Source organism: Actinomadura sp. RB99 (genome assembly GCF_014706005.1).
In the GTDB taxonomy this organism is placed as follows: domain Bacteria; phylum Actinomycetota; class Actinomycetes; order Streptosporangiales; family Streptosporangiaceae; genus Spirillospora.
The window spans coordinates 1-19,087 of record NZ_JABMCA010000117.1 but is presented as its reverse complement, the minus strand read 5'-3'; the positions used below and the strand labels follow the sequence as shown (position 1 = coordinate 19,087).

Here is a 19,087-nt window from a genome sequence, read left to right as displayed (position 1 = left end):
ACTTCAACTTCTCCACCCCCGAACCCACCGGCATCGTCGCCATCATCGCGCCCGACGACCCGCTCCTCGGCCTGGTCTCGGTACTCGCACCCGCGATCATCACCGGCAACACCACCGTCGTCATCGCCTCCGAACCCGCCCCACTCCCCGCGATCACCCTCGCCGAAGTCCTCGCCACCAGCGACCTACCGGGCGGCGTCGTCAACATCCTCACCGGACACCGCACCGAACTCGCCCCCTGGCTCGCCTCCCACATGGACGTCAACGCCATCGACCTCACCGGCGTCCCCCACGAGGACATCCGGGACCTCGAAGACACGGCCGCGGAGAACCTCAAACGCGTCCACCGCCCCACCACCACCGACTGGACAGACGACCCCGGAACCGCGCGCATGACCGCGTTCCTGGAGACCAAGACCGTCTGGCACCCCGTCGGGGTCTGATCCACGACCGCACACCAGCCAAGGACACGGCGGAACCGCCGTGACCTCTCCCCACTCATGCCTCGAACAGCCGGAACAGGAGGACCGCGATGAAACCCCACGGTGTTCTCGTCGTCGGCAGCATCACCGCGGACGTGACCGCGTTCAGCGCACGGTTCCCGCGGCGCGGCGAGACCGTGCTCGGCGACGACTTCACCCTCGTGCTCGGCGGGAAGGGGGCGAACCAGGCGGTCGCCGCCGCCCGCGCGGGGGCGCGGACATGGCTCGCCGGATGCGTCGGCCGGGACCCGTTCCGCGAGATCGTCCTGGACGGCCTGCGCTCGCACGGCGTCGAACTGGACGAGGTCCGGACCGTCGACGGCCGCACGGGCGTCGCGCACATCCGGGTCGACGCGTCCGGCGAGAACGACATCGTCATCACCCCCCTGGCGAACGCGGACCTCGACCCGGCGATGGTCGACGCGAGCATCGCCGCGACCGCCGGGAAGGCGGGCGTGCTGCTGCTGCAGCTCGAGGTCCCCGCCGCGACGACCTGCCACGCCGCGAAGGCGGGCCGGGCGGCCGGGCTGACGGTCGTCCTCGACCCGGCCCCCGCGCAGCCGCTGCCGGACGACGCGTGGCCGCACATCGACCTCGTCACGCCGAACGAGAGCGAGGCGGCCGAGCTGACCGGCGTGGAGGTGACCGACGCGGCGTCCGCCGAGCGGGCCGGGCGGTGGTTCCTCGACCGCGGCGTCGGCCACGCGCTGATCACGCTGGGCGCGGGCGGCGCCGTCTCCGTCACCGCCGCAGGCGCGCGCCACTTCCCGGCCTACGAGGTCACCGCCGTCGACACGACCGCGGCCGGAGACGCGTTCACCGGCTCGCTGGGCGCGGCGCTCGCGGCCGGCGACGACCTGGAACGTGCCATCGAACGCGGGATGGCCGCCGGCGCGCTGGCGACGACCCGTCCCGGCGCGAGCCCGTCCCTCCCCGGACGGGACGAGGTGGACGCGCTGATGTCCGGTACCACCCTGGAAGGAGCCGCCCGATGAGGCGCAACAACGGCACGCTCAACGGCCAGCTGGCCCGCGTCATCTCCGAGCTCGGGCACACCGACCTGCTCGCCGTCACCGACGCCGGGCTGCCCATCCCGCCCGGGGTGGAGCGGGTCGACCTGGCGGTGCGGGAGAACCTGCCGCGCTTCCTCGACCTGTTGGACACCGTCCTCGCGGAGGTCGCCGTGGAGGGCGTGCTGATGTCGGAGGAGGTCAAGGAGCACAGCCCGGACATGCTCGCCGAGGTCGAGGCGCGCTTCCCGGGCATGGCGGTGCGGTTCGTCCCGCACGCCGAGTTCAAGCGGGCCACCGGCGGCGCGCGGGCGGCGGTGCGGTCCGGGGAGTTCACCCCGTACGCGAACGTGCTGCTCACCGCGGGCGTCGTCTACTGACGGGAGATCGACATGCGGATGCAGCTGGTCGACGTCCACAAGTCGTTCGGGGAGAACCACGTGCTGCGGGGCGTGGGGCTCGCGGTCGAGGCGGGCGAGGTCGTCGCGCTGTGCGGCGAGAACGGCGCCGGCAAGTCCACCCTCACCCGGGTGATCTCCGGCGCGCACCAGCCCGACGCCGGGCGGATCGTCATCGACGGGGAGACCACCGTCCTGAAGGACCCGCAGGCCGCGATGGCGCTCGGCATCGAGGTCATCTACCAGGAGTTCCAGCAGAACCTGTTCCCGAACCTGTCCGTCGCGGAGAACATGCACGTCCTCGACCGGGAGGGCCGGTTCGGGCGGCTGAGCGTCTCGCGGCGCCGGATGGCGGAGGCGGCCGCGGCCGCGCTGAAGGACCTCGGCCTGGACATCGACGTCCGGCGCCCGGTCGGCGAGCTGGGGGTCGCCGAACGGCAGATGGTCGAGATCGCGAAGGCGATGACGCACCGGCCGCGGCTGCTGATCCTGGACGAGCCGACCGCGGCGCTGGACGAGCGCGAGTCGGAGCGGCTGTTCGCGCAGGTCCGGCGGCTGCGCGAGGCGGGCGTCACCATCCTCTACATCAGCCACCGGCTGGACGAGGTGTTCGCGCTGTCCGACCGGATCGTCGTGCTGCGCGACGGCCGCGTCACCCTGGACGAGCCCACCGGGTCGCTCACCCCCGCCCGGGTCGTCACCGCGATGGTCGGCGACGCCGTGGACGACTTCTACCCGAAGGAGCGCAACGCCACGGACCGGGTCGTCCTGCGGGTCCGGGGCGCGTCGGGCGGGGAGGCGTTCCGCGACGTGGACCTCGACGTCCGGGCGGGCGAGGTGCTCGGCATCGGCGGCGTGGTCGGCTGCGGCCGCGGCGAGCTGCTGCGCGCCCTGTTCGGCCTGCACCCGCTGACCTCCGGGACCGTGACCGTGGACGGCGAGCCCGTCAGGGCGCGCGACCCGCGGCGGGCGATCGCCGGGAACATCGCCTACGTCACCCCGGACCGGTCCGGTGAGGGCCTCGCCCTGCAGCAGTCGGTCGAGGCGAACGTGTCGCTGCCGTCGCTCGGCCGGTTCACCACGGCCGACGTCGTCCGGCGCGGCCGGGAGCGCGCCGCGACCGGGAAGGTGATGGCGGACCTGCGGGTCCGCGCCGCGTCGCCGTCGGTCCCGGCCGCGTCCCTGTCGGGCGGCAACCAGCAGAAGGCGCTCTTCGCCAAGTGGGTCATGACCGGCCCCCGGGTGCTGCTGATGGACGAGCCGACCCGCGGCGTCGACGTCGGCGCCAAGACCGAGATCTACCGGATCATCAACGGGCTCACCGCGGACGGCGTCGCCGTCGTGCTGGTCAGCTCCGACCTGCCCGAGCTGGTCGCCATGTCCGACCGCGTCCTGGTGATGCGGGAGGGGCGGCCCGTCTCCGAGCTGGCGGGCGACGACGTGAACGAACAGAACATCCTCGAACACGCACTGGTAGGTGCCCCATGACCCTCTCAGTCACGAGCCCGGCGTCCCGGTCGCGGCTCTCCTCGGCGGCCGCCGCCGCACGCCGGCTGCGCGCGGTCTGGATGCTGCTGCTGGTCGGGATCGTCCTGACCATCGCCTCCCCGGTCTTCCTGACGCACAACAACCTGATGAACGTGGGGCTCGCGACGTCGGTCGCGGCGCTGCTCGCGGTCGGGCAGACCTACGTGATCATCCTGGCGGAGATCGACCTGTCGGTCGGCGCGGCGCTCGGCTTCACCGCCGTCGTCACCGCGCAGACGCTCCGCGACCACGGCCTGGTCGCCGGGATCGCCGCGGGCGTCGCGGCCGGTGCCGCGATCGGGCTGGTGAACGGGCTGCTCGTCACCAAGACGCGGATGCCGTCGTTCATCGCGACGCTCGCCACCATGTCGGTGCTGTCGGGCCTCAGCCTGCAGCTCACCAAGGGCAACCCCGTCGCCGTGACCGACTACGACTTCCAGGGCATAGGGCAGAACCGGATCGCCGGCGTGCCCGTCCCCGTGGTCATCATGCTGGTGGTGTTCGCGGCGGCCGGGTACCTGCTCGCCCGGACCCGGTTCGGCCGGCACGTCTACGCCACCGGCGACAACACCGAGGCGGCGCGGCTGTCCGGCGTCCGCACCGACCGCGTCAAGATCCTCGCGTTCGTGGTCAGCGGGGTGCTGGCGGCGCTCGCCGGGTTCATCCTGACCGCCCGGCTCTCGACCGCCGAGCCGACCGCCGGCACCGGCCTGGAGCTGGAGGCGATCGCCGCCGTCATCATCGGCGGGACGAGCCTCGCCGGCGGGCGCGGCACCCTGCTCGGCACGCTCGTGGGCGCGCTCGTCCTCGGCGTCATCGACAACGGGATGAACCTCCTCGACGTCTCGCCGTTCCTGCAGAACGTCGTGAAGGGCCTGGTCATCCTGCTGGCCGTGTTCCTGGACCGCAACATCGACGTGCTGCGCTCCCTCCTTCCGAAACGCGCGGACGGCACCGCGCCCGGCGGCCCGCCGCATCGCGGCGGCACCGCCGCCGCCAAGACCCGCTGACCGGTTTCCCACCCCACCCCACCCCACCCCACCCCGCAAAGGAGATTCCCATGCGCGTGGCCCGTACCACCCGCGCCGCGATCGCCGTGACCGCCGCCGCCGCGCTCGCCCTCACCGGGTGCAGCCGCGCCGGCGACGACGCCGGCGCCGACTCCGGCAAGGCGTCCGGCAAGAAGGACGCGACGATCATCATGAGCACGCTGAACAACCCGTTCTTCGTCAGCGTCAAGAACGGCGCGCAGGCCCAGGCGGCCAAGCTCGGCATCAAGCTGAACGTGCAGAACGCCAACAACAGCGACGCCGCCGCGCTGAACCAGGCGACGACGGCGGTCTCCAAGCAGACCGGCATCCTCATCATCGACCCGGTCAGCACCCAGTCCGCGACGTCCTCGGTGACACAGGCGAACGGCGCGAACATCCCGGTGATGGCGTTCGACCGCAAGCCGTCCGGCGGCAGGCTCGCCACGTTCGTCGGCTACGACGCCGTCCAGGCCGGGCGGAACGCCGCCAAGGCGCTCGCCGAGGCCGTCGGCGAGAAGGGCAAGGTCGTGGAGATCCAGGGCCTGCTCGGCACGAACGTCGCGCAGGACCGCAGCAAGGGCTTCAACGAGGAGATCGCGAAGCACAAGGGCATCACGGTCGTCGCCAAGCAGGCCGCTGACTTCGACCGCGCCAAGGCGCTCAACGTGATGACGAACGTGCTGCAGGCCAAGCCCGACATCAACGGCGTGTACGCGGCGAACGACGAGATGGCCATGGGCGTCCTGTCGGCGCTGAAGGCCCGCAACCTGTCGAAGAAGGTGAAGCTCGTCGGCAACGACGGCATCTCCGACGCGCTGGCCGCCGTCGCGGCGGGCGACATGTACGCGACGAACGCCGAGTCGCCGTTCGCGCTCGGCCAGAAGGTCATGACGCTCGCCGCCGACATCCTGTCCGGGAAGAAGCCCGCGGCGGACGAGACGCTGCAGGGCAGGCTCGTGACGAAGGGCGACGCCAAGGAGTACGCCGACTACCTGGTCGGGCTCGGCGACGCCGCCGACGTTCCGGCGTCCCTCAAGTAGTCCGCCGGACGGTCCCGTCGGCCCCCGCCCGGGCCGGCGGGACCATCCTTTTCCGGCCCCGTCACCGGGACCGGCCGAGCAGCCGCCCGGCGGCCTCGGCGACGGCGTCCTCCGACAGCAGCACGCGGGCGGCGGCGTCGCCGAGCGGGATGAAGGAGTCCTCGCTCGCGACGCGGGCGGCGCGGCCGTCGAACCCGGCGTCGGCCAGTGCCGCGAGGACGCCCTCGGAGACGCCGCCGGTCCGCCTCGTCTCGTCCGCGACGAGGACGGCGCCGGTCGCGCGGGCCTCCCGCAGCAGGTCGTCCACGGGCAGCGGGGCGAGCCAGCGCAGGTCGAGCACGCGGCAGCGGACGCCGCCGGCCCGCAGGCGGCGCGCGGCCCGCAGGCTCATCCGGAGCCCGTTGGCGAAGGTGACGATGGTGAGGTCGCGGCCGTCCCCGTAGGTGCGGCCGCGTCCGAGCGGCACCGTGCCGCCGGCCGGGGCGAGCCAGCCGCCGTCGCCCTCTTCGTGCAGGTCACGGGCATGGTAGAGCGCGATCGGCTCGAGGAACGCGCAGATCCGGCCGTCGTGCTCGGCGGCGTCGGCGCAGGTCCGCAGCATCCCGGCGGCGTCGTCCGGCCTGGCCGGGGACGCGATCACGAGGCCGGGGACGTCGCGGAGTGCCGCCACGGCGTTGTCGTTGTGGAAGTGCCCGCCGAACCCCTTCTGGTAGGCGTAGGCGGCGATGCGGACCACCATCGGGTTGCGGTACCGCCCCGCCGAGAAGAACGGCAGCGTCGCCGCCTCGCCCCGGATCTGGTCGGCGGCGTTGTGCAGGTAGGCGAGGTACTGGATCTCCGGGATGGGCAGCATGCCCGCGAGGCCGAACCCGAGCGCGAGCCCGAGGATGGACTGCTCGTCCAGGAGCGTGTCGAACACCCGCGCCGCCCCGGCCCGTTTCAGCAGCCCGCGCGTGACGCCGTAGACGCCGCCCTTGCGCGCGACGTCCTCCCCGAACACGACCATGCCGGGCCGCTCGTCGAGCAGGCCGGCGAGCGTCCGGTTGATCGCCTGCGCGACCGTGACGGGCTCGCCCCGGCCGGGCGACCCGGCGCCGGGCGACGGCTCGCGGTACCGGATCGGGGCCATCACCTCGGCGGCGGACGCCAGCCGCCGGGCGTCCTCGACCTGCTCCGCGCGCCGGATCACGGCGCGCCGCTTGGCCTCGTACAGCCGGACGATCTCGTCGGCGGTCGCGATGCCCCGGTCGACGAGGAGGCGCGCGGTGCGCAGCAGCGGGTCGGCGGCGAGGTCCGCGGCGATCTCGGCGGGCGTGCGGTAGGCCGACTCGACGTCCGAGCCGGCGTGGCCCATCAGCCGGACGCAGCGCAGGTGCAGGAGGGCGGGACGGCGGTGCTCGCGGACCCAGCCGGCGGCGCGCCGCGACGCCGCGCAGGCGTCCTCCAGGTCGCCGCCGTCGGCGGGGAAGTAGGCGAGGCCGGGGCGCGAGCCGTAGGCGGCCTCGATCCAGCCGGGCGGGGTGCGGACGCTGATGCCGATGCCGTTGTCCTCGCAGACCAGCAGCAGCGGCATCGGCAGGCCCTGGAACCCGCAGCCGACCGCGGCGTTGATCGCGCCCGCGGCCGTCGAGTGGTTCGCGGACGCGTCGCCGAAGCTGCACACCGCCACCGCGTCGCGCGGCCACGGCGACGCGACCCCCAGCCGCGCGGACCGTTCGATCGCGAACGCGACGCCGAGCGCGCGCGGCAGGTGTGAGGCGATCGTGGAGGTCTGCGGGATGACGTGCAGGCGGCTGCTGCCGAACACCTTGTGGCGGCCGCCCGCGATCGGCTCGTCCGCCGCCGCGACGACGCCGAGCAGCACGTCTCGCAGCGGGTCGGGCTCACCGGCCTGCCGGGCCCGCTCCAGGAAGAACGCGCCCGACCGGTAGTGCAGGAGCGCCGGGTCGTCGGGACGCAGCGCGGCGGCGACGGCGGCGTTGCCCTCGTGGCCGGACGACCCGATGGTGTAGTAGCCGCGGTCCTGGGCGCGCAGCCATCGCGCCGCGAGGTCGAGGTGCCGGCTCCCGAGCTGCGCGTCGAACAGCCGCAGGCACTCCTCGCCGGTGAGCGCGCCGGGCGCGCGCGGGGACGCCGGCGGCTTCAGCGACGCGGCCTGCTCCAGGAAGTGGACGTCGGCGGGCTCGGCCATGCGGGCTCCTGCATTGCGGTGAAGCGGTCCGGTTACGAGCATCGTGCGCGCGCGCCGTCCGGGTCGACTCGTGCGAGACCGCGAACCGGTTGCCCGGTGGCCAAGGGATGCTTAACGCGCGTGCTCGGCGTGCGAAGCCTCAGCCGGGCTTGGCCTCGCGGTAAGCAAGCCGCGCTCTGCCCGATCTTGGCCGGGCGCGGCGGCCCGTTCAGTGTGGGAACCGTGCTCACCTCCGTCATCGGCGGCGCCCGGATCCCGGCGGGGCCGCGCTCGTACCGTTCCACCGACCCGTCCCGGACCGCGGACCTGGTCGCGGAGGTGTCCCTCGCGGACGCCGCCGGCCTCGTCCGGGCCTGCCGGGCGGCGCGCGCGGCGCAGGACGCCTGGCGCGACGTGCCGGCGCCGGTCCGCGGGCAGGTCGTCGCGTCGATCGGCCGGCTGGTCGAGGCGAACAAGCCGGCGCTGGCGCGCGTCGTCGCCCGCGAGGTCGGCAAGCCGTACGCCGAGGCGCTCGGCGAGGTGCAGGAGATCGCCGACACGTGCGCGTTCTTCCTCGGCGAGGGCCGACGGCTCTACGGCCAGACGGTGCCGTCCGAGATGCCGGACAAGCAGCTGTTCACGTTCCGCGACCCGGTCGGGGTCGTCGCCGTGATCACGGCGGGGAACTTCCCGGTCGCGGTGCCGTCCTGGTACATCGTCCCGGCGCTGCTGTGCGGGAACGCGGTGGTGTGGAAGCCCGCCGAGTACGCGGCGGCCTGCGCGGAGGCGTTCTACCAGCTGTTCGCGCACGCGGGCCTGCCGGACGGGGTGCTCAACGTCGTCTACGCCGACGGCCCGGAGACCTATGCCGGGCTGGAGCGCGCGCTCGGCGAAGGGCTCGTCGACAAGGTCGGGTTCACCGGGTCCACGGACGTGGGGTCGCGGATCGGCGAGCTGTGCGGGCGGCACCTGCAGACGCCGTGCCTGGAGCTCGGCGGCAAGAACCCGATGGTGGTCACCGAGGACGCCGACCTGCCGCTCGCCGTCGAGGGCGCCCTGTTCTCCGGCTTCGGGACGGCCGGGCAGCGCTGCACGTCCCTCGGGACGGCGATCGTGCACGAGTCGCTGCACGGCGCGTTCGTCCGGCTGCTGGACGAGGCGGTGCGCGCGGCGCCGGTGGGCGACCCGTTCGAGGACGTCCTGTACGGCCCGCTCATCAGCGAGCGGTTCACCGCCGGGTTCGAGAAGACGCTCGGCTGGATCGGCGGCGGCCACGCGGTGCACGGCTCGTCCGGCACGGGGCGGATCAGCGCGGCGAACCCGCGCGCCGGCTTCGTCGGGGACCCGGAGGCCGGGCTCTTCTACCACCCGGTGATCGTCGACGGCGTCGGTCCCGCCGACGAGCTGTTCATGAACGAGACGTTCGGCCCGGTCGTCGGCGTCGTCCCGTACCGGACGCTGGACGAGGCGATCGCGCTGGCGAACGCGCCGGGCTACGGCCTGTCCGCGTCGATCTACACCACCGACCCGGCGAAGGTGTTCCGGTTCCGGCGGCGGATCTCCGCCGGGATGGTCAGCGTGAACAACTCGACGTCCGGCGCGGAGGCGCACCTGCCGTTCGGCGGGAACGGGCGGTCCGGCAACGGCAGCCGCCAGTCCGGCGTCTGGGTGCTGGACCAGTTCACCCGCTGGCAGTCGATGAACTGGGACCACTCGGGGCGGCTGCAGAAGGCGCAGATGGACGTCCTGGAGATCGCTCCCGACCTCGGCTTCCGGCTGTAGGGGGCCGCCGTGGAGTCCGAGGCGGACGTCGTCGTCATCGGCGGCGGGGTGATGGGGACGAGCATCGCGTTCCACCTCGCCGAGGCCGGGGTGCGGGTGGTGCTGGCCGAGCGGGACGAGCTGGGCTCCGGGTCGACGTGCAAGGCGGCGGGCGGGGTCCGGGCGCAGTTCTCCGACGAGGTGAACATCCGGCTGGGCGCCCGCAGCCTGGAGGCGTTCGCGCGGTTCCGCGAGCGTCCCGGGCAGGAGATCGACCTGCACCGGGTCGGCTACCTGTTCCTGCTGTCGCGGCCCGAGGACGTCGCCGCGTTCGAGGCGAGCGTCGCGCTGCAGAACGGCCTCGGCGTGCCGAGCCGGATGGTCTCGGTGGCGGAGGCGCGGCGCCTGTCCCCGCTCATCGAGACCGGCGGGCTGCTCGCCGCCGCGTTCTCCCCCGACGACGGGCACTGCACGCCGGAGTCGGTCGTCCTCGGGTACGCGACCGCCGCGCGGCGGCACGGCGCGACGCTGCTGACGCGGTGCGAGGTGCTCGGGATCGACGCGCCCGGCGGCGAGGTCCGGGCCGTCGAGACCTCGCGGGGGCGGATCGCCGCGCCCGCCGTCGTCTGCGCCGCGGGCGCGTGGTCGGCGAGGGTCGGCGCGATGGCGGGCGTCGACCTGCCGGTCGAGCCGCTGCGGCGGCAGATCGCGTTCACCGGGCCCATGCCGGACCTGCCGCGTCCCGTGCCGATGACGATCGACTTCACCACGTCGTTCTACTTCCACGGCGAGGGCGAGGGGCTGATGCTCGGCATGTCCGATCCCGACGAGCGGCCCGGCTTCCTGCTCGACCGGACCGACGCGTGGCTGCCCCGACTCACCGAGGCCATCGCCGCCCGCGCGCCCCGCCTCCTGGACGCGGGACTGGCCGGCGGGTGGGCCGGGCTGTACGAGGTCACGCCCGACCACAACGCGCTGATCGGCGAGGACACCGGCGTCTCCCGGTTCCTGTACGCGACCGGGTTCTCCGGCCACGGGTTCCTCCAGGGGCCGGCGGTCGGCGAGGTCGTCCGCGACCTGTACCTGCGCCGCGAGCCCTTCGTGGACGTCGCTCCCCTGCACGCCGCGCGGTTCGCCGGCGACCGCCCCCGCCCGGAGATCAACTGTGTCTGACGTGCTCGCGCTGATGGACGAGTGGGGCCCCGAACGGGTCGTGTGCGTGTCGGACTCCCGGACCGGGATGCGCGGCGTGCTCGTCATCGACAACACCGCCCGCGGGATGGGCAAGGGCGGCATGCGGATGAGCCCGGGCGTGACGGTCGCTGAGGTCGCGCGGCTCGCCCGGGTGATGACCTACAAGTGGGCGGGCGCCGACCTGTTCTTCGGCGGCGCCAAGGCGGGGATCGCGGCCGACCCGGCGTCCCCGGACCGGGAGGGGGTCCTGCGGGCGTTCGTGCGGGCGCTGGCGCAGGAGATCCCCGCGCGGTACGTCGCGGGCCTGGACATGGGGCTGACGGAGCGGGACGCGGCGGTCGTCCAGGACGAGCTGGGCGACCGCGGCGCGGCGGTCGGCACCCCGCACGCGCTGGGCGGCATGCCCTACGACGAGCTGGGCGTCACCGGGTACGGGGTCGCGGAGGCCGCCGACGCCGCCGCGCGCGACGCCGGGATGGAGCTGTCCGGCGCGCGGGTGGCGGTGCAGGGGTTCGGCGCGGTCGGGCACGCCGCCGCGCGCCGCCTCACCGAGCTCGGCGCGACCGTCGTCGCTGTGTCGACCGTCCACGGCGCGCTCTACGATCCGGACGGCCTGGACGTCGCGCGCCTCCTCGCGCTGCGGGGCGAGGCCGGCGACGCGGCGGTCCGCGAGTACGGCGGGCAGCTCCTGGACGCGGGGGCCGAGCTGCTGGTGCCCGCCGACGTCCTCGTCCCCGCCGCGCTGCAGGACGTGATCGGCGCGGACGTCGCCGCGCGGATCCGGGCGCGGATCGTCGTGGAGGGCGCGAACCTGCCGACGGACGGCCCGGCGCAGCGGGTCCTCGCGGCGCGGGGCGTCACGGTCGTCCCGGACTTCGTGGCGAACGCCGGAGGCGTCGTCGCGGCCGGGTTCGCGATGGACGCCCGCTACTCGGCGTTCCGCCCCGACCCCGGCGCGGTGTTCGCGGCGGTCTCGTCGAAGATGCGCGACAACACCGCGAAGGTGCTCACGGCCGCCCGCGCGCAGGGCACGACCACGCACGAGGCGGCGCTGGCGCTGGCGCAGGAGCGGGTGCGCGCCGCGATGGAGCTCAAGGGCCGGTGGCGCCGCTGATCTCCGCCTCGACGTCGCGCGCCACGTCCATCAGCCCGCGCATGGCGTCCTTCACCAGCGGGTTGCTGTTGGACGTGCGGCGCAGCACGGTCACGTGGCGGCGCGGCGTGCGGCGGCTGAGCCGCAGCGTCCGCAGGCCCGGATGCGGGACGCAGCCGAGCGCCGGGACGAGTGCGATGCCGAGGCCGCAGCCGACGAGCCCGCACACCACCGCGTAGTCGTTGCTGCGGAACGCGATGTTCGGGGTGAACCCGGCGGTTCCGCACAGCCGCAGCAGCGCCTGCGCGCCGCAGCTGTCGGGACGGCTCGCGATCCACGTCTCGGATCGCAGGTCCCGCAGCCGCGCGGTGCGCCGGCCCGCCAGCGGGTGCCCGGCCGGCACGCACAGCACCAGGTTCTCGTCCATCACCGGCGTCTCGACGATCTGGTCGGGCCAGCCGCGCGGGAACAGGTCGTACCGGTAGACGAGCTGCAGGTCGAGGTCGCCGTCCAGCAGCTCGGGCAGCAGCTCGTCCGGCTCGCCCTCCGACAGCTTGATCTCAATGCCGGGCCGGACCCGCGACAGCTCCGCCAGCACCCGCGGCAGGATGCGGGAGCTGGCGGTCGGGAAGCTGCCGAGCCGCAGCGCGCCGCGCTCACCGCTGGCGACGGTGCGCAGCTCGCGCTCCAGCGTGGCCAGCGCGGACAGGACGTCGTTGCCCTTGCTGACCAGCAGGAACGCCGCGCTGGTCGGCCGCACGCTGCGGGCCCGGCGCTCGAACAGCACCAGCCCGCAGGCGCGCTCCAGCGCGGCGACCTGCTGGGAGACGGCGGACGCGGTGTACCCGAGGTTGCGGGCGGCGTCCGCGAACGACCCGGTGCGCACGACCTCGCGCACGGTCTGGATGTGCAGGGGACTGATCATCGGTGCTCCCCGTCGACCGGCGGCGCTTCGACGTCTCCCCCGCGGACGCCCCCTTCTTCCGTTCTAGTCGCGTGCGGGCCGTTTGGCCACCAGCGTCAGCACGTCGTACTTGGCGACGGACGCGCCGTCCTGGTTGGTGACGTCGGTGTCCCAGCGGACCTCGCCGTAGTCGGCGCCCTCGCGCGGCGAGATCTCCTTGGCGGTCAGCGTCACCGTCAGCTCGTCGCCGGGCTTCACCGGGGTGAGGAACCGCAGGTTCTCCAGCCCGTAGTTCGCCAGCACCGGCCCCGGGGCGGGCTCGACGAACAGGCCCGCCGCGAACGACACGACGAGGTAGCCGTGCGCGACCCGGCCGCCGAACAGCGGGTTCTTGCGGGCGGCCTCCTCGTCGGTGTGGGCGTAGAAGGTGTCGCCGGTGAACTCGGCGAAGTGCCCGATGTCGTCCAGCGTGACGACGCGGGGCCCGCCGACGGCGGTGTCGCCGACCCGCAGGTCCTCCAGGTGCTTGCGGAACGGGTGCTCGTCGGTGACGGTGCGGTCGGTGCCCGGCACCCAGCGGCCGGTCAGCGCGGTGAGCATCGCGGGCCCCGCCTGGACGGCGGTGCGCCGCATGTGGTGCACGACCCCGCGGATCCCGCCCATCTCCTCGCCGCCTCCGGCGCGGCCGGGGCCGCCGTGGACGAGCGCGGGCAGCGCCGCCCCGTGCCCGGTGGACTCCTTGGCGTCCTCGGAGTTCAACACCAGCAGCCGCCCGTGCCAGGGGGCCAGGCCGAGGACGACGTCGCGCGCGAACTCCGCGTCGGCGGTGACCACGGACCCGGCGAGGCTGCCGCGCCCGCGCGCCGCGAGCGCGACGGCGTCCGCCGCGTCGGTGTACGGCATCAGGGTGCTGACCGGGCCGAACGCCTCGACCTCGTGGGGCTCGGCGCGCCCGGTGTCGTCGGCGCGCAGCAGCACCGGCGACATGAACGCGCCGCGCTCGGCGTCCGCGCCCTTGACCTCGACCCGCTCGGGGTCGCCGAACACGATCCGGCCGGCGTCCGTCAGCGCCTTGAGCGAGCGCCGCACCTCCTCGCGCTGGTCGAGCGTGGCGAGCGCGCCCATCCGCACGTCCGGGTCGGCCGGGTTCCCGACGGTCACCCGCGCCAGCCGCTCCCGGACGGCCTCGGTGACGTCGTCGAGGAGCGCGGCGGGGACGAGCGCGCGCCGGATCGCGGTGCACTTCTGCCCGGCCTTGACGGTCATCTCCGCGACGAGCTGCTTGACGTACAGGTCGAACTCGGCGGTGCCGGGCGCGGCGTCGGGGCCGAGGACCGAGCAGTTCAGCGAGTCGGCCTCGGCGTTGAAGCGGACCGCGTTGCCGACGATCGCCGGGTGCGTGCGCAGCAGCCTCGCCGTCGAGGCCGAGCCGGTGAACGCCACGACGTCCTGCTCGGTGACGTGGTCGAGCAGGTCGCGCGGGTCGCCGCAGACCATCTGCACGCTGCCCTCCGGCAGCAGCCCCGACTCGACGATCAGCTCGACCAGCCGGGCGGTCAGGAACGCGGTCTGGCTCGCGGGCTTGATCAGGCTCGGCATGCCGGCGAGGAACGCGGGCGCGAGCTTCTCCAGCGGCCCCCAGACCGGGAAGTTGAAGGCGTTGATCTGCACCGCGACGCCGTGGGACGGCGTGCACAGGTGCTGCCCGACGAACGTGCCGCCCTTGCCGAGCGGCTCGACGGCGCCCTCCACCAGGACCGTGTCGTTCGGCAGCTCGCGCTTGCCCTTGCTCGCGTAGCCGAACAGCACCCCGATGCCGCCGTCGACGTCGAACTTCGAGTCGCCGAGCGTCGCGCCCGTCCGCGCGGACAGCGCGTACAGCTCCTCGGAGTGCTCCCGCAGATGGGACGCCAGCGCCTTCAGCAAGGCGGCGCGCTGGTGGAAGGTCAGCTCCCGCAGCACCGGCCCGCCGACCGTCCGCCCGTACCGCAGGGCACCGCCCATGTCGATCCCCGCGGAGGAGATCCGGGCGACCTCCTCTCCGGTGACGGCGTCGTGCAACGGCGTCCCCTCGTCCTCGGGGGCACGCCAGGAACCCGACACGTAGCTGCGCAGCACGACCACAGGGACCTCCTTGTCCACATCTAGGTTCTTCCTGCCACGAACGGCGTCCGTTCACGCCCTACAGACATGACAGCCCACGGAGGTTTCTTTGTCGACATGCCGCCTTACGGGAAGGGACGATTCCGTTCTACGGTGCGCGGCCGGACCGCCCGGTCGGGCGGCCCGGTCACCTCTCGACCACGAGCCGGTCGCCGGCGCTCGAGACGGACACGGCGACCGGCGCGCCGTGCCCGCCGGGGAAGGCGACGGCGACGCGCCCCGGCCCCCGCCGCTCCCAGCGGCCCTCGCGCTCGGCGAGGCGGTCGTCGGGAGCGGGCCGGCGCTCGGTGAGGGTGCCGTCCGCGCGGAACTCCAGGCGCCGCCGCGGACGGCGGGCCGGAGGGAGCGGGTGGCCTTCCGGCCTGTACACCGCCTCGGCCGGGGTGTCCTCCTCGAAGGCGTGCACCCATGTGCCCGTGACGGGCGCCGGCGTGCCGTTCATGCCGCCTCCTCCGGCGTCCGGCCGGTCATCCGCCGAAGCGGTGGCCGACGAGGTCGAGCGCGTCGTGGAGGTCGGTGAGGGCCTCCCTGGTCAGCCGCTCGGTGTCGTGGAGCAGCCGTTCGACGTCGCTGTCCTGAGCGACGAAGCCCTGCGCGCCGGCCTCCGCGGGCCGGGTCGCGGGAGCCGGCGCGGGAGCCGCGGCGGCGGGCGCCGCGGGCGCGGCCTGGTGCGCCACCAGGAACGAGGCGCGGGTCCCCTCCAGGCAGGCGTCGACCCGCGCGCGCTGGCCGTTGGTGAACATGAACATGCAGTCGTCGTCGACGTAGTCCATGTAGTTCATGAACATGTCGCCGTTCGGCCCGTTGTTGCAGGTGACGTGCGGGAACGCGGGCTTGCCGGTGTTGGAGTCGGCCTGGTTCGGCGTGTCGGCGACGCGGTCGCCGTTGCTGCACGCGCCGTCGTCGTCGCCCCAGATGTGGAACAGGTCGAGCCAGTGCCCGATCTCGTGGGTCGCGGTGCGGCCGCCGTTGTACGGGGCCGCGGCGGTGCCGGTCGTCCCGAACGCCGAGTGCAGGATGACGACGCCGTCGGTCTGCGGCGGGCCGCCGGGGAACTGCGCATAGCCCAGCAGACCGTCGCCGAGCTGGCACACCCACAGGTTGAGGTACTGGTCGCTCGGCCAGGGGTCGGCGCCGCCGCTGGAGGCCGCCTTCACCGCGTCGTGGGAGTCGAACCCGGCGCGGTCCGTCTCGACCCTGACGATCCCGTCCGTCGGGGCGCCGTGCGGGTCCACGGTCGCGAGCGCGAACTCGACCTCGATGTCGGCCACCAAGGGCTTCCACACGTCCGGCACCCGGGACACATCGGGGTTGGCGGCGCGGAAGTCCCTGTTGAGGACGTCGATCTGGCTGCGGATCTGCGCCTCGCCGATGTTCTGCGCGGGGGTGCTCGGATTGTGCACCACGTGGACGACGACAGGGATGGCGACCACGCCGCTGCGCACGGAGGCGCGGCGGCCGGTCTCGTACTGCAGAGCCCGGTTCTCGATGCGCGCGCGCTGGGCCCGGTAGGTCATGCTCTCGTTCAGCAGCCTGCGGTGGACGTGCATCGCTCCGCACAGGTCGCGCGACGGGGCCGGGAAGGGGTTGTACTCGGTCATAGTGGGTCCTCTCGGATCTCGCGGCCGAGGCCCGCCTCCGCAGCGCGGGCCGCCCGTGCCGTGTCGGGAGCCCTACCAACCCCCGCCGGCCCCCTAAGCTCGAAAAGCCGCAAACTTGGATTAAACCCCCATAAGCCCACATTCCACCCGCCATTCACGAACAACGCAGAACGAAGTTACAGATCTTGATGATCTGTTCCCCGGTTCACTACGCTGCGCGCATGCCCACGCTCTCCCGCGTCTCCGCCGAGCTGACCGGCCTGCGCGCCGCCGCCCGCGCGGGGATGATCGGCCCGATGCCGCCGGCCGCGCTGCTGGCGACGGCGCGCGCCCTGCGCGCCTACGGGCCGCTCGGCGCCGCCACCTCCCTGCCCGCCCACCGCTTCCCCGACCGCGTCGGCCTCGTCGACGAGCGGGGCCCGCTGACGTTCGCGGAGCTGGAACGGCGGTGCAACGCCCTCGCCAACGCGTGGCGCGAGCGCGGCGTCGGCGCGGACTCCACCGTCGGCATCCTGTGCCGCAACCACCGGGGCCTGCTCGAGGCGATGTCGGCGGCGGCCAAGACCGGCGCGTCCGTGCTCTTCCTCAACACCGACTTCGCCGCGCCGCAGCTGCGCGACGCCGTGTCCCGCGAGGGCGTGACCGTCCTCGTGCACGACGAGGAGCTCGCCGGGGTCGTCGAGGGCCTCGACCTCCCGTGCCACACCGACGCCGACCTCGACGGCCTCATCGCCGAAGGCGGCACCGCTCCCCCGCCCGCGCCGTCCCGGCACGGCTCCATGGTGATCCTCACCAGCGGGACGTCCGGCCGCCCCAAGGGCGCGCCGCGCTCGCAGTCGCCGTCGATGGCGCTGCCCGGCGGCATCCTGTCGAAGGTGCCGCTCCGCGGCCGCGAGGCGATGTTCGTCGGCCCGCCGCTGTTCCACGGGTTCGGGCTGACCTGCGCCGTCCTCGCGCTCGGGCTCGGCTCCACCCTCGTGCTGCGCCGCCGCTTCGACGCCGCGGAGGTCCTGGCCGACGTCGCCGACCACGGCTGCACGTCGCTGATCGCCGTCCCGGTGATGCTGAACCGGCTGCTCGCCTCCCCCGCCCTCGACGCCCGCGACCTGTCCCGGCTCAAGGTGATCCTGACGGGCGGGGCGCGGCTGGACCCGGACCTCGCCCGCCGCACCGCCGAGGCGTTCGGACCCGTCCTCCACAACTTCTACGGCTCCACCGAGGCGTCCTGCATCGCCATCGCCACCCCCGGCGACCTCGCCGCCGCGCCCGGCTGCGTCGGCCGCCCGCCCGCGGGCACGACCGTGGCGATCCTCGGCGACGACGACCGCCCGGTCGCCCCCGGCGCGACCGGGCGGATCTTCGTCGACTCGCCCGCCCGGTTCGGCGGCTACACCGGCGGGGGCGGCAAGGAGGAGGTCGGCGGGCTGATGGCCGTCGGCGACCTCGGCCACCTGGACGAGGGCGGCCGGCTGCACGTGGACGGCCGCGCCGACGACATGATCGTCTCCGGCGGGGAGAACGTCCACCCGGGCGAGGTCGAGGACCTGCTGGCCGCCCATCCCGCCATCGCCGAGGCCGCCGTCGTCGGCGTCCCCGACGAGGAGTTCGGCCAGCGGCTGCGCGCCTTCGTCGTCGCCGGCGGCCTCGGCGAGGACGACGTGAAGAAGCACGTCGCCGCCAACCTCGCCCGCCACAAGGTGCCCCGCGAGGTCGTGTTCCTCGACGCCCTCCCCCGCAACCCCGCCGGCAAGGTCCTCAAGCACGCCCTCCCCGAGCCCTAGCCCGCCGCGCGGCGCAGCGCGGCCGTCCCCGCGCGCATCGAGGCCGCCCCGGCCAGCACGATCAGCGCCGCCACCAGCACGGTCACCGGAACGCCCAGCGCGGACGAGGCGGCGCCGAAGGCGAGCGGCGCGACCGCCGCGCCGCCGAACAGCCCGATCTGCACCGTCGCGCCGGCCCGCTCGCCCTGCCCCGGCAGCAGCCGCATCACCGCCGCGAGCAGCAGGCCCGTCCAGCCCCAGCCCCCGGCGACGGCGAGCAGCGCGCCCGCGACGAACGCGGCGGGGCCGCCCGCGGCGACCAGGGCCAGGCCGGCCGCCCCGCTCAGCATCATCGCGGTGACCAGCACCGGATTGCGGCGCGGGGCGCGGTCGGCGAGCCCGCCGGCGGCGAGCCGCACGGCGACGGCGACGACCCCGGCCAGCGACTGCATCAGCCCGGCGAGCCCGGTCGACAGCCCGGAGTGGGTGCCGAGCTGCACGAAGAACGACGCGGCGGCGTTCGAGCCGACCGTGGCGAGGCCGGCGGCGAGCGTCCACAGCACGAGCGTCCGGCCGGCCCGCGCGGGCCCGTCCGCCGCGCGCTTCGGCGCGGGACCGGCCCGGCCCGTCCCGGCCAGGAACGCCGCCGGGATCGCGACGGCGGGCAGGACGGCGCCGAGCAGCAGCGCCGTCCGCCAGCCGAGCGGGCCGGCGGCGAACCCGGCGAGCAGCCCCGGCACGAGCGGCGCGGCACCGAGCGCGGCGCTCACCATGCCGGTGGCGAGCGACAGCCGCCCGCGCGGCACCCGCGCGCCGATGTAGCGGCCCGCCGCGGGCTGCACCAGCGCGTTGCCGGCGCCGCCCACCATCGCTGCATCCCGTCCGGCCTCGCATCACCCGACGCCGCCGGCCTACGCTTCGCGTCGCTGTGGGCCGACGCCCTCCGGTATGCC

The 19,087-nt window shown here is 74.4% G+C and carries 16 protein-coding genes; 10 read left to right on the top strand and 6 right to left on the bottom strand.

Annotated features, from left to right (window positions below):
• From amrb99_RS47110 to amrb99_RS47085, 6 genes are all read left to right on the top strand, one after another.
• Positions 1-443 (top strand): aldehyde dehydrogenase family protein (locus tag amrb99_RS47110; protein ID WP_190868614.1); only part of this gene is annotated, 443 nt, incomplete at its 5' end.
• An 89-nt stretch (positions 444-532) separates the two neighbouring features.
• A complete protein-coding gene (rbsK, locus tag amrb99_RS47105; protein ID WP_190868613.1) occupies positions 533-1,477 on the top strand; it encodes a ribokinase in 945 nt (314 codons plus the stop codon).
• The gene (rbsD, locus tag amrb99_RS47100) at positions 1,474-1,872 is read left to right on the top strand and encodes a D-ribose pyranase (RefSeq protein ID WP_190868612.1); all 399 of its coding nucleotides are present in this window, start codon (positions 1,474-1,476) and stop codon (positions 1,870-1,872) included. The genes rbsK and rbsD overlap by 4 nt, the downstream gene beginning before the upstream one ends.
• Positions 1,873-1,884: 12 nt before the next feature.
• Positions 1,885-3,378 (top strand): sugar ABC transporter ATP-binding protein, encoded by a 1,494-nt coding sequence (locus tag amrb99_RS47095; RefSeq protein ID WP_190868611.1) that lies wholly within the window; start codon positions 1,885-1,887, stop codon positions 3,376-3,378.
• The gene (locus amrb99_RS47090; protein WP_190868610.1) at positions 3,375-4,427 is read left to right on the top strand and encodes an ABC transporter permease; all 1,053 of its coding nucleotides are present in this window, start codon (positions 3,375-3,377) and stop codon (positions 4,425-4,427) included. The genes amrb99_RS47095 and amrb99_RS47090 overlap by 4 nt, the downstream gene beginning before the upstream one ends.
• 50 nt (positions 4,428-4,477) lie before the next feature.
• Positions 4,478-5,488, top strand: a complete 1,011-nt coding sequence (locus amrb99_RS47085; protein WP_190868609.1) for a substrate-binding domain-containing protein — start codon at positions 4,478-4,480, stop codon at positions 5,486-5,488.
• Between the two features lie 61 nt (positions 5,489-5,549).
• Here the strand turns inward: amrb99_RS47085 and amrb99_RS47080 are convergent, their stop codons facing one another.
• Positions 5,550-7,679 (bottom strand): thiamine pyrophosphate-dependent enzyme, encoded by a 2,130-nt coding sequence (locus amrb99_RS47080; RefSeq protein ID WP_190868608.1) that lies wholly within the window; start codon positions 7,677-7,679, stop codon positions 5,550-5,552.
• 222 nt (positions 7,680-7,901) lie between these two features.
• Between amrb99_RS47080 and amrb99_RS47075 the strand changes: the two genes are divergently transcribed.
• Genes amrb99_RS47075 through amrb99_RS47065 form a run of 3 tightly spaced genes read left to right on the top strand, consistent with a single transcriptional unit; the run spans position 7,902 to position 11,727 of the window.
• On the top strand, positions 7,902-9,440 hold the full coding sequence (locus tag amrb99_RS47075; protein ID WP_347257168.1) for an aldehyde dehydrogenase family protein: 1,539 nt from the start codon (positions 7,902-7,904) through the stop codon (positions 9,438-9,440).
• 9 nt (positions 9,441-9,449) lie between these two features.
• Positions 9,450-10,592, top strand: coding sequence for an FAD-dependent oxidoreductase (locus amrb99_RS47070; RefSeq protein WP_190868606.1), 1,143 nt, complete (start codon positions 9,450-9,452; stop codon positions 10,590-10,592).
• A complete protein-coding gene (locus amrb99_RS47065) occupies positions 10,585-11,727 on the top strand; it encodes a Glu/Leu/Phe/Val dehydrogenase (RefSeq protein WP_206700385.1) in 1,143 nt (380 codons plus the stop codon). Before amrb99_RS47070 ends, amrb99_RS47065 begins: the two co-directional genes overlap by 8 nt.
• Here amrb99_RS47065 and amrb99_RS47060 read toward each other — a convergent pair.
• From amrb99_RS47060 to amrb99_RS47045, 4 genes are all read right to left on the bottom strand, one after another.
• Positions 11,705-12,631 (bottom strand): LysR family transcriptional regulator, encoded by a 927-nt coding sequence (locus tag amrb99_RS47060; RefSeq protein ID WP_190868605.1) that lies wholly within the window; start codon positions 12,629-12,631, stop codon positions 11,705-11,707. The genes amrb99_RS47065 and amrb99_RS47060 overlap by 23 nt on opposite strands.
• 63 nt (positions 12,632-12,694) lie before the next feature.
• On the bottom strand, positions 12,695-14,734 hold the full coding sequence (paaZ, locus tag amrb99_RS47055) for a phenylacetic acid degradation bifunctional protein PaaZ (protein ID WP_190868617.1): 2,040 nt from the start codon (positions 14,732-14,734) through the stop codon (positions 12,695-12,697).
• 166 nt (positions 14,735-14,900) lie between these two features.
• On the bottom strand, positions 14,901-15,215 hold the full coding sequence (locus tag amrb99_RS47050) for a hypothetical protein (protein ID WP_190868604.1): 315 nt from the start codon (positions 15,213-15,215) through the stop codon (positions 14,901-14,903).
• Positions 15,216-15,240: 25 nt separating this feature from the next.
• Positions 15,241-16,374 carry a zinc metalloprotease gene (locus tag amrb99_RS47045; protein ID WP_206700384.1) on the bottom strand — a complete coding sequence of 378 codons (1,134 nt, stop codon included), beginning with the start codon at positions 16,372-16,374 and terminating at the stop codon, positions 15,241-15,243.
• Positions 16,375-16,595: 221 nt separating this feature from the next.
• Here amrb99_RS47045 and amrb99_RS47040 point away from each other — a divergent pair, with 221 nt between their 5' ends.
• Positions 16,596-18,155, top strand: coding sequence for an AMP-binding protein (locus tag amrb99_RS47040; protein ID WP_206700383.1), 1,560 nt, complete (start codon positions 16,596-16,598; stop codon positions 18,153-18,155).
• Here the strand turns inward: amrb99_RS47040 and amrb99_RS47035 are convergent.
• Entirely contained in the window at positions 18,152-19,003 is an 852-nt protein-coding gene (locus tag amrb99_RS47035) for an MFS transporter (RefSeq protein WP_190868603.1), read from the bottom strand. The genes amrb99_RS47040 and amrb99_RS47035 overlap by 4 nt on opposite strands.
• Positions 19,004-19,087 lie beyond the last annotated feature (84 nt).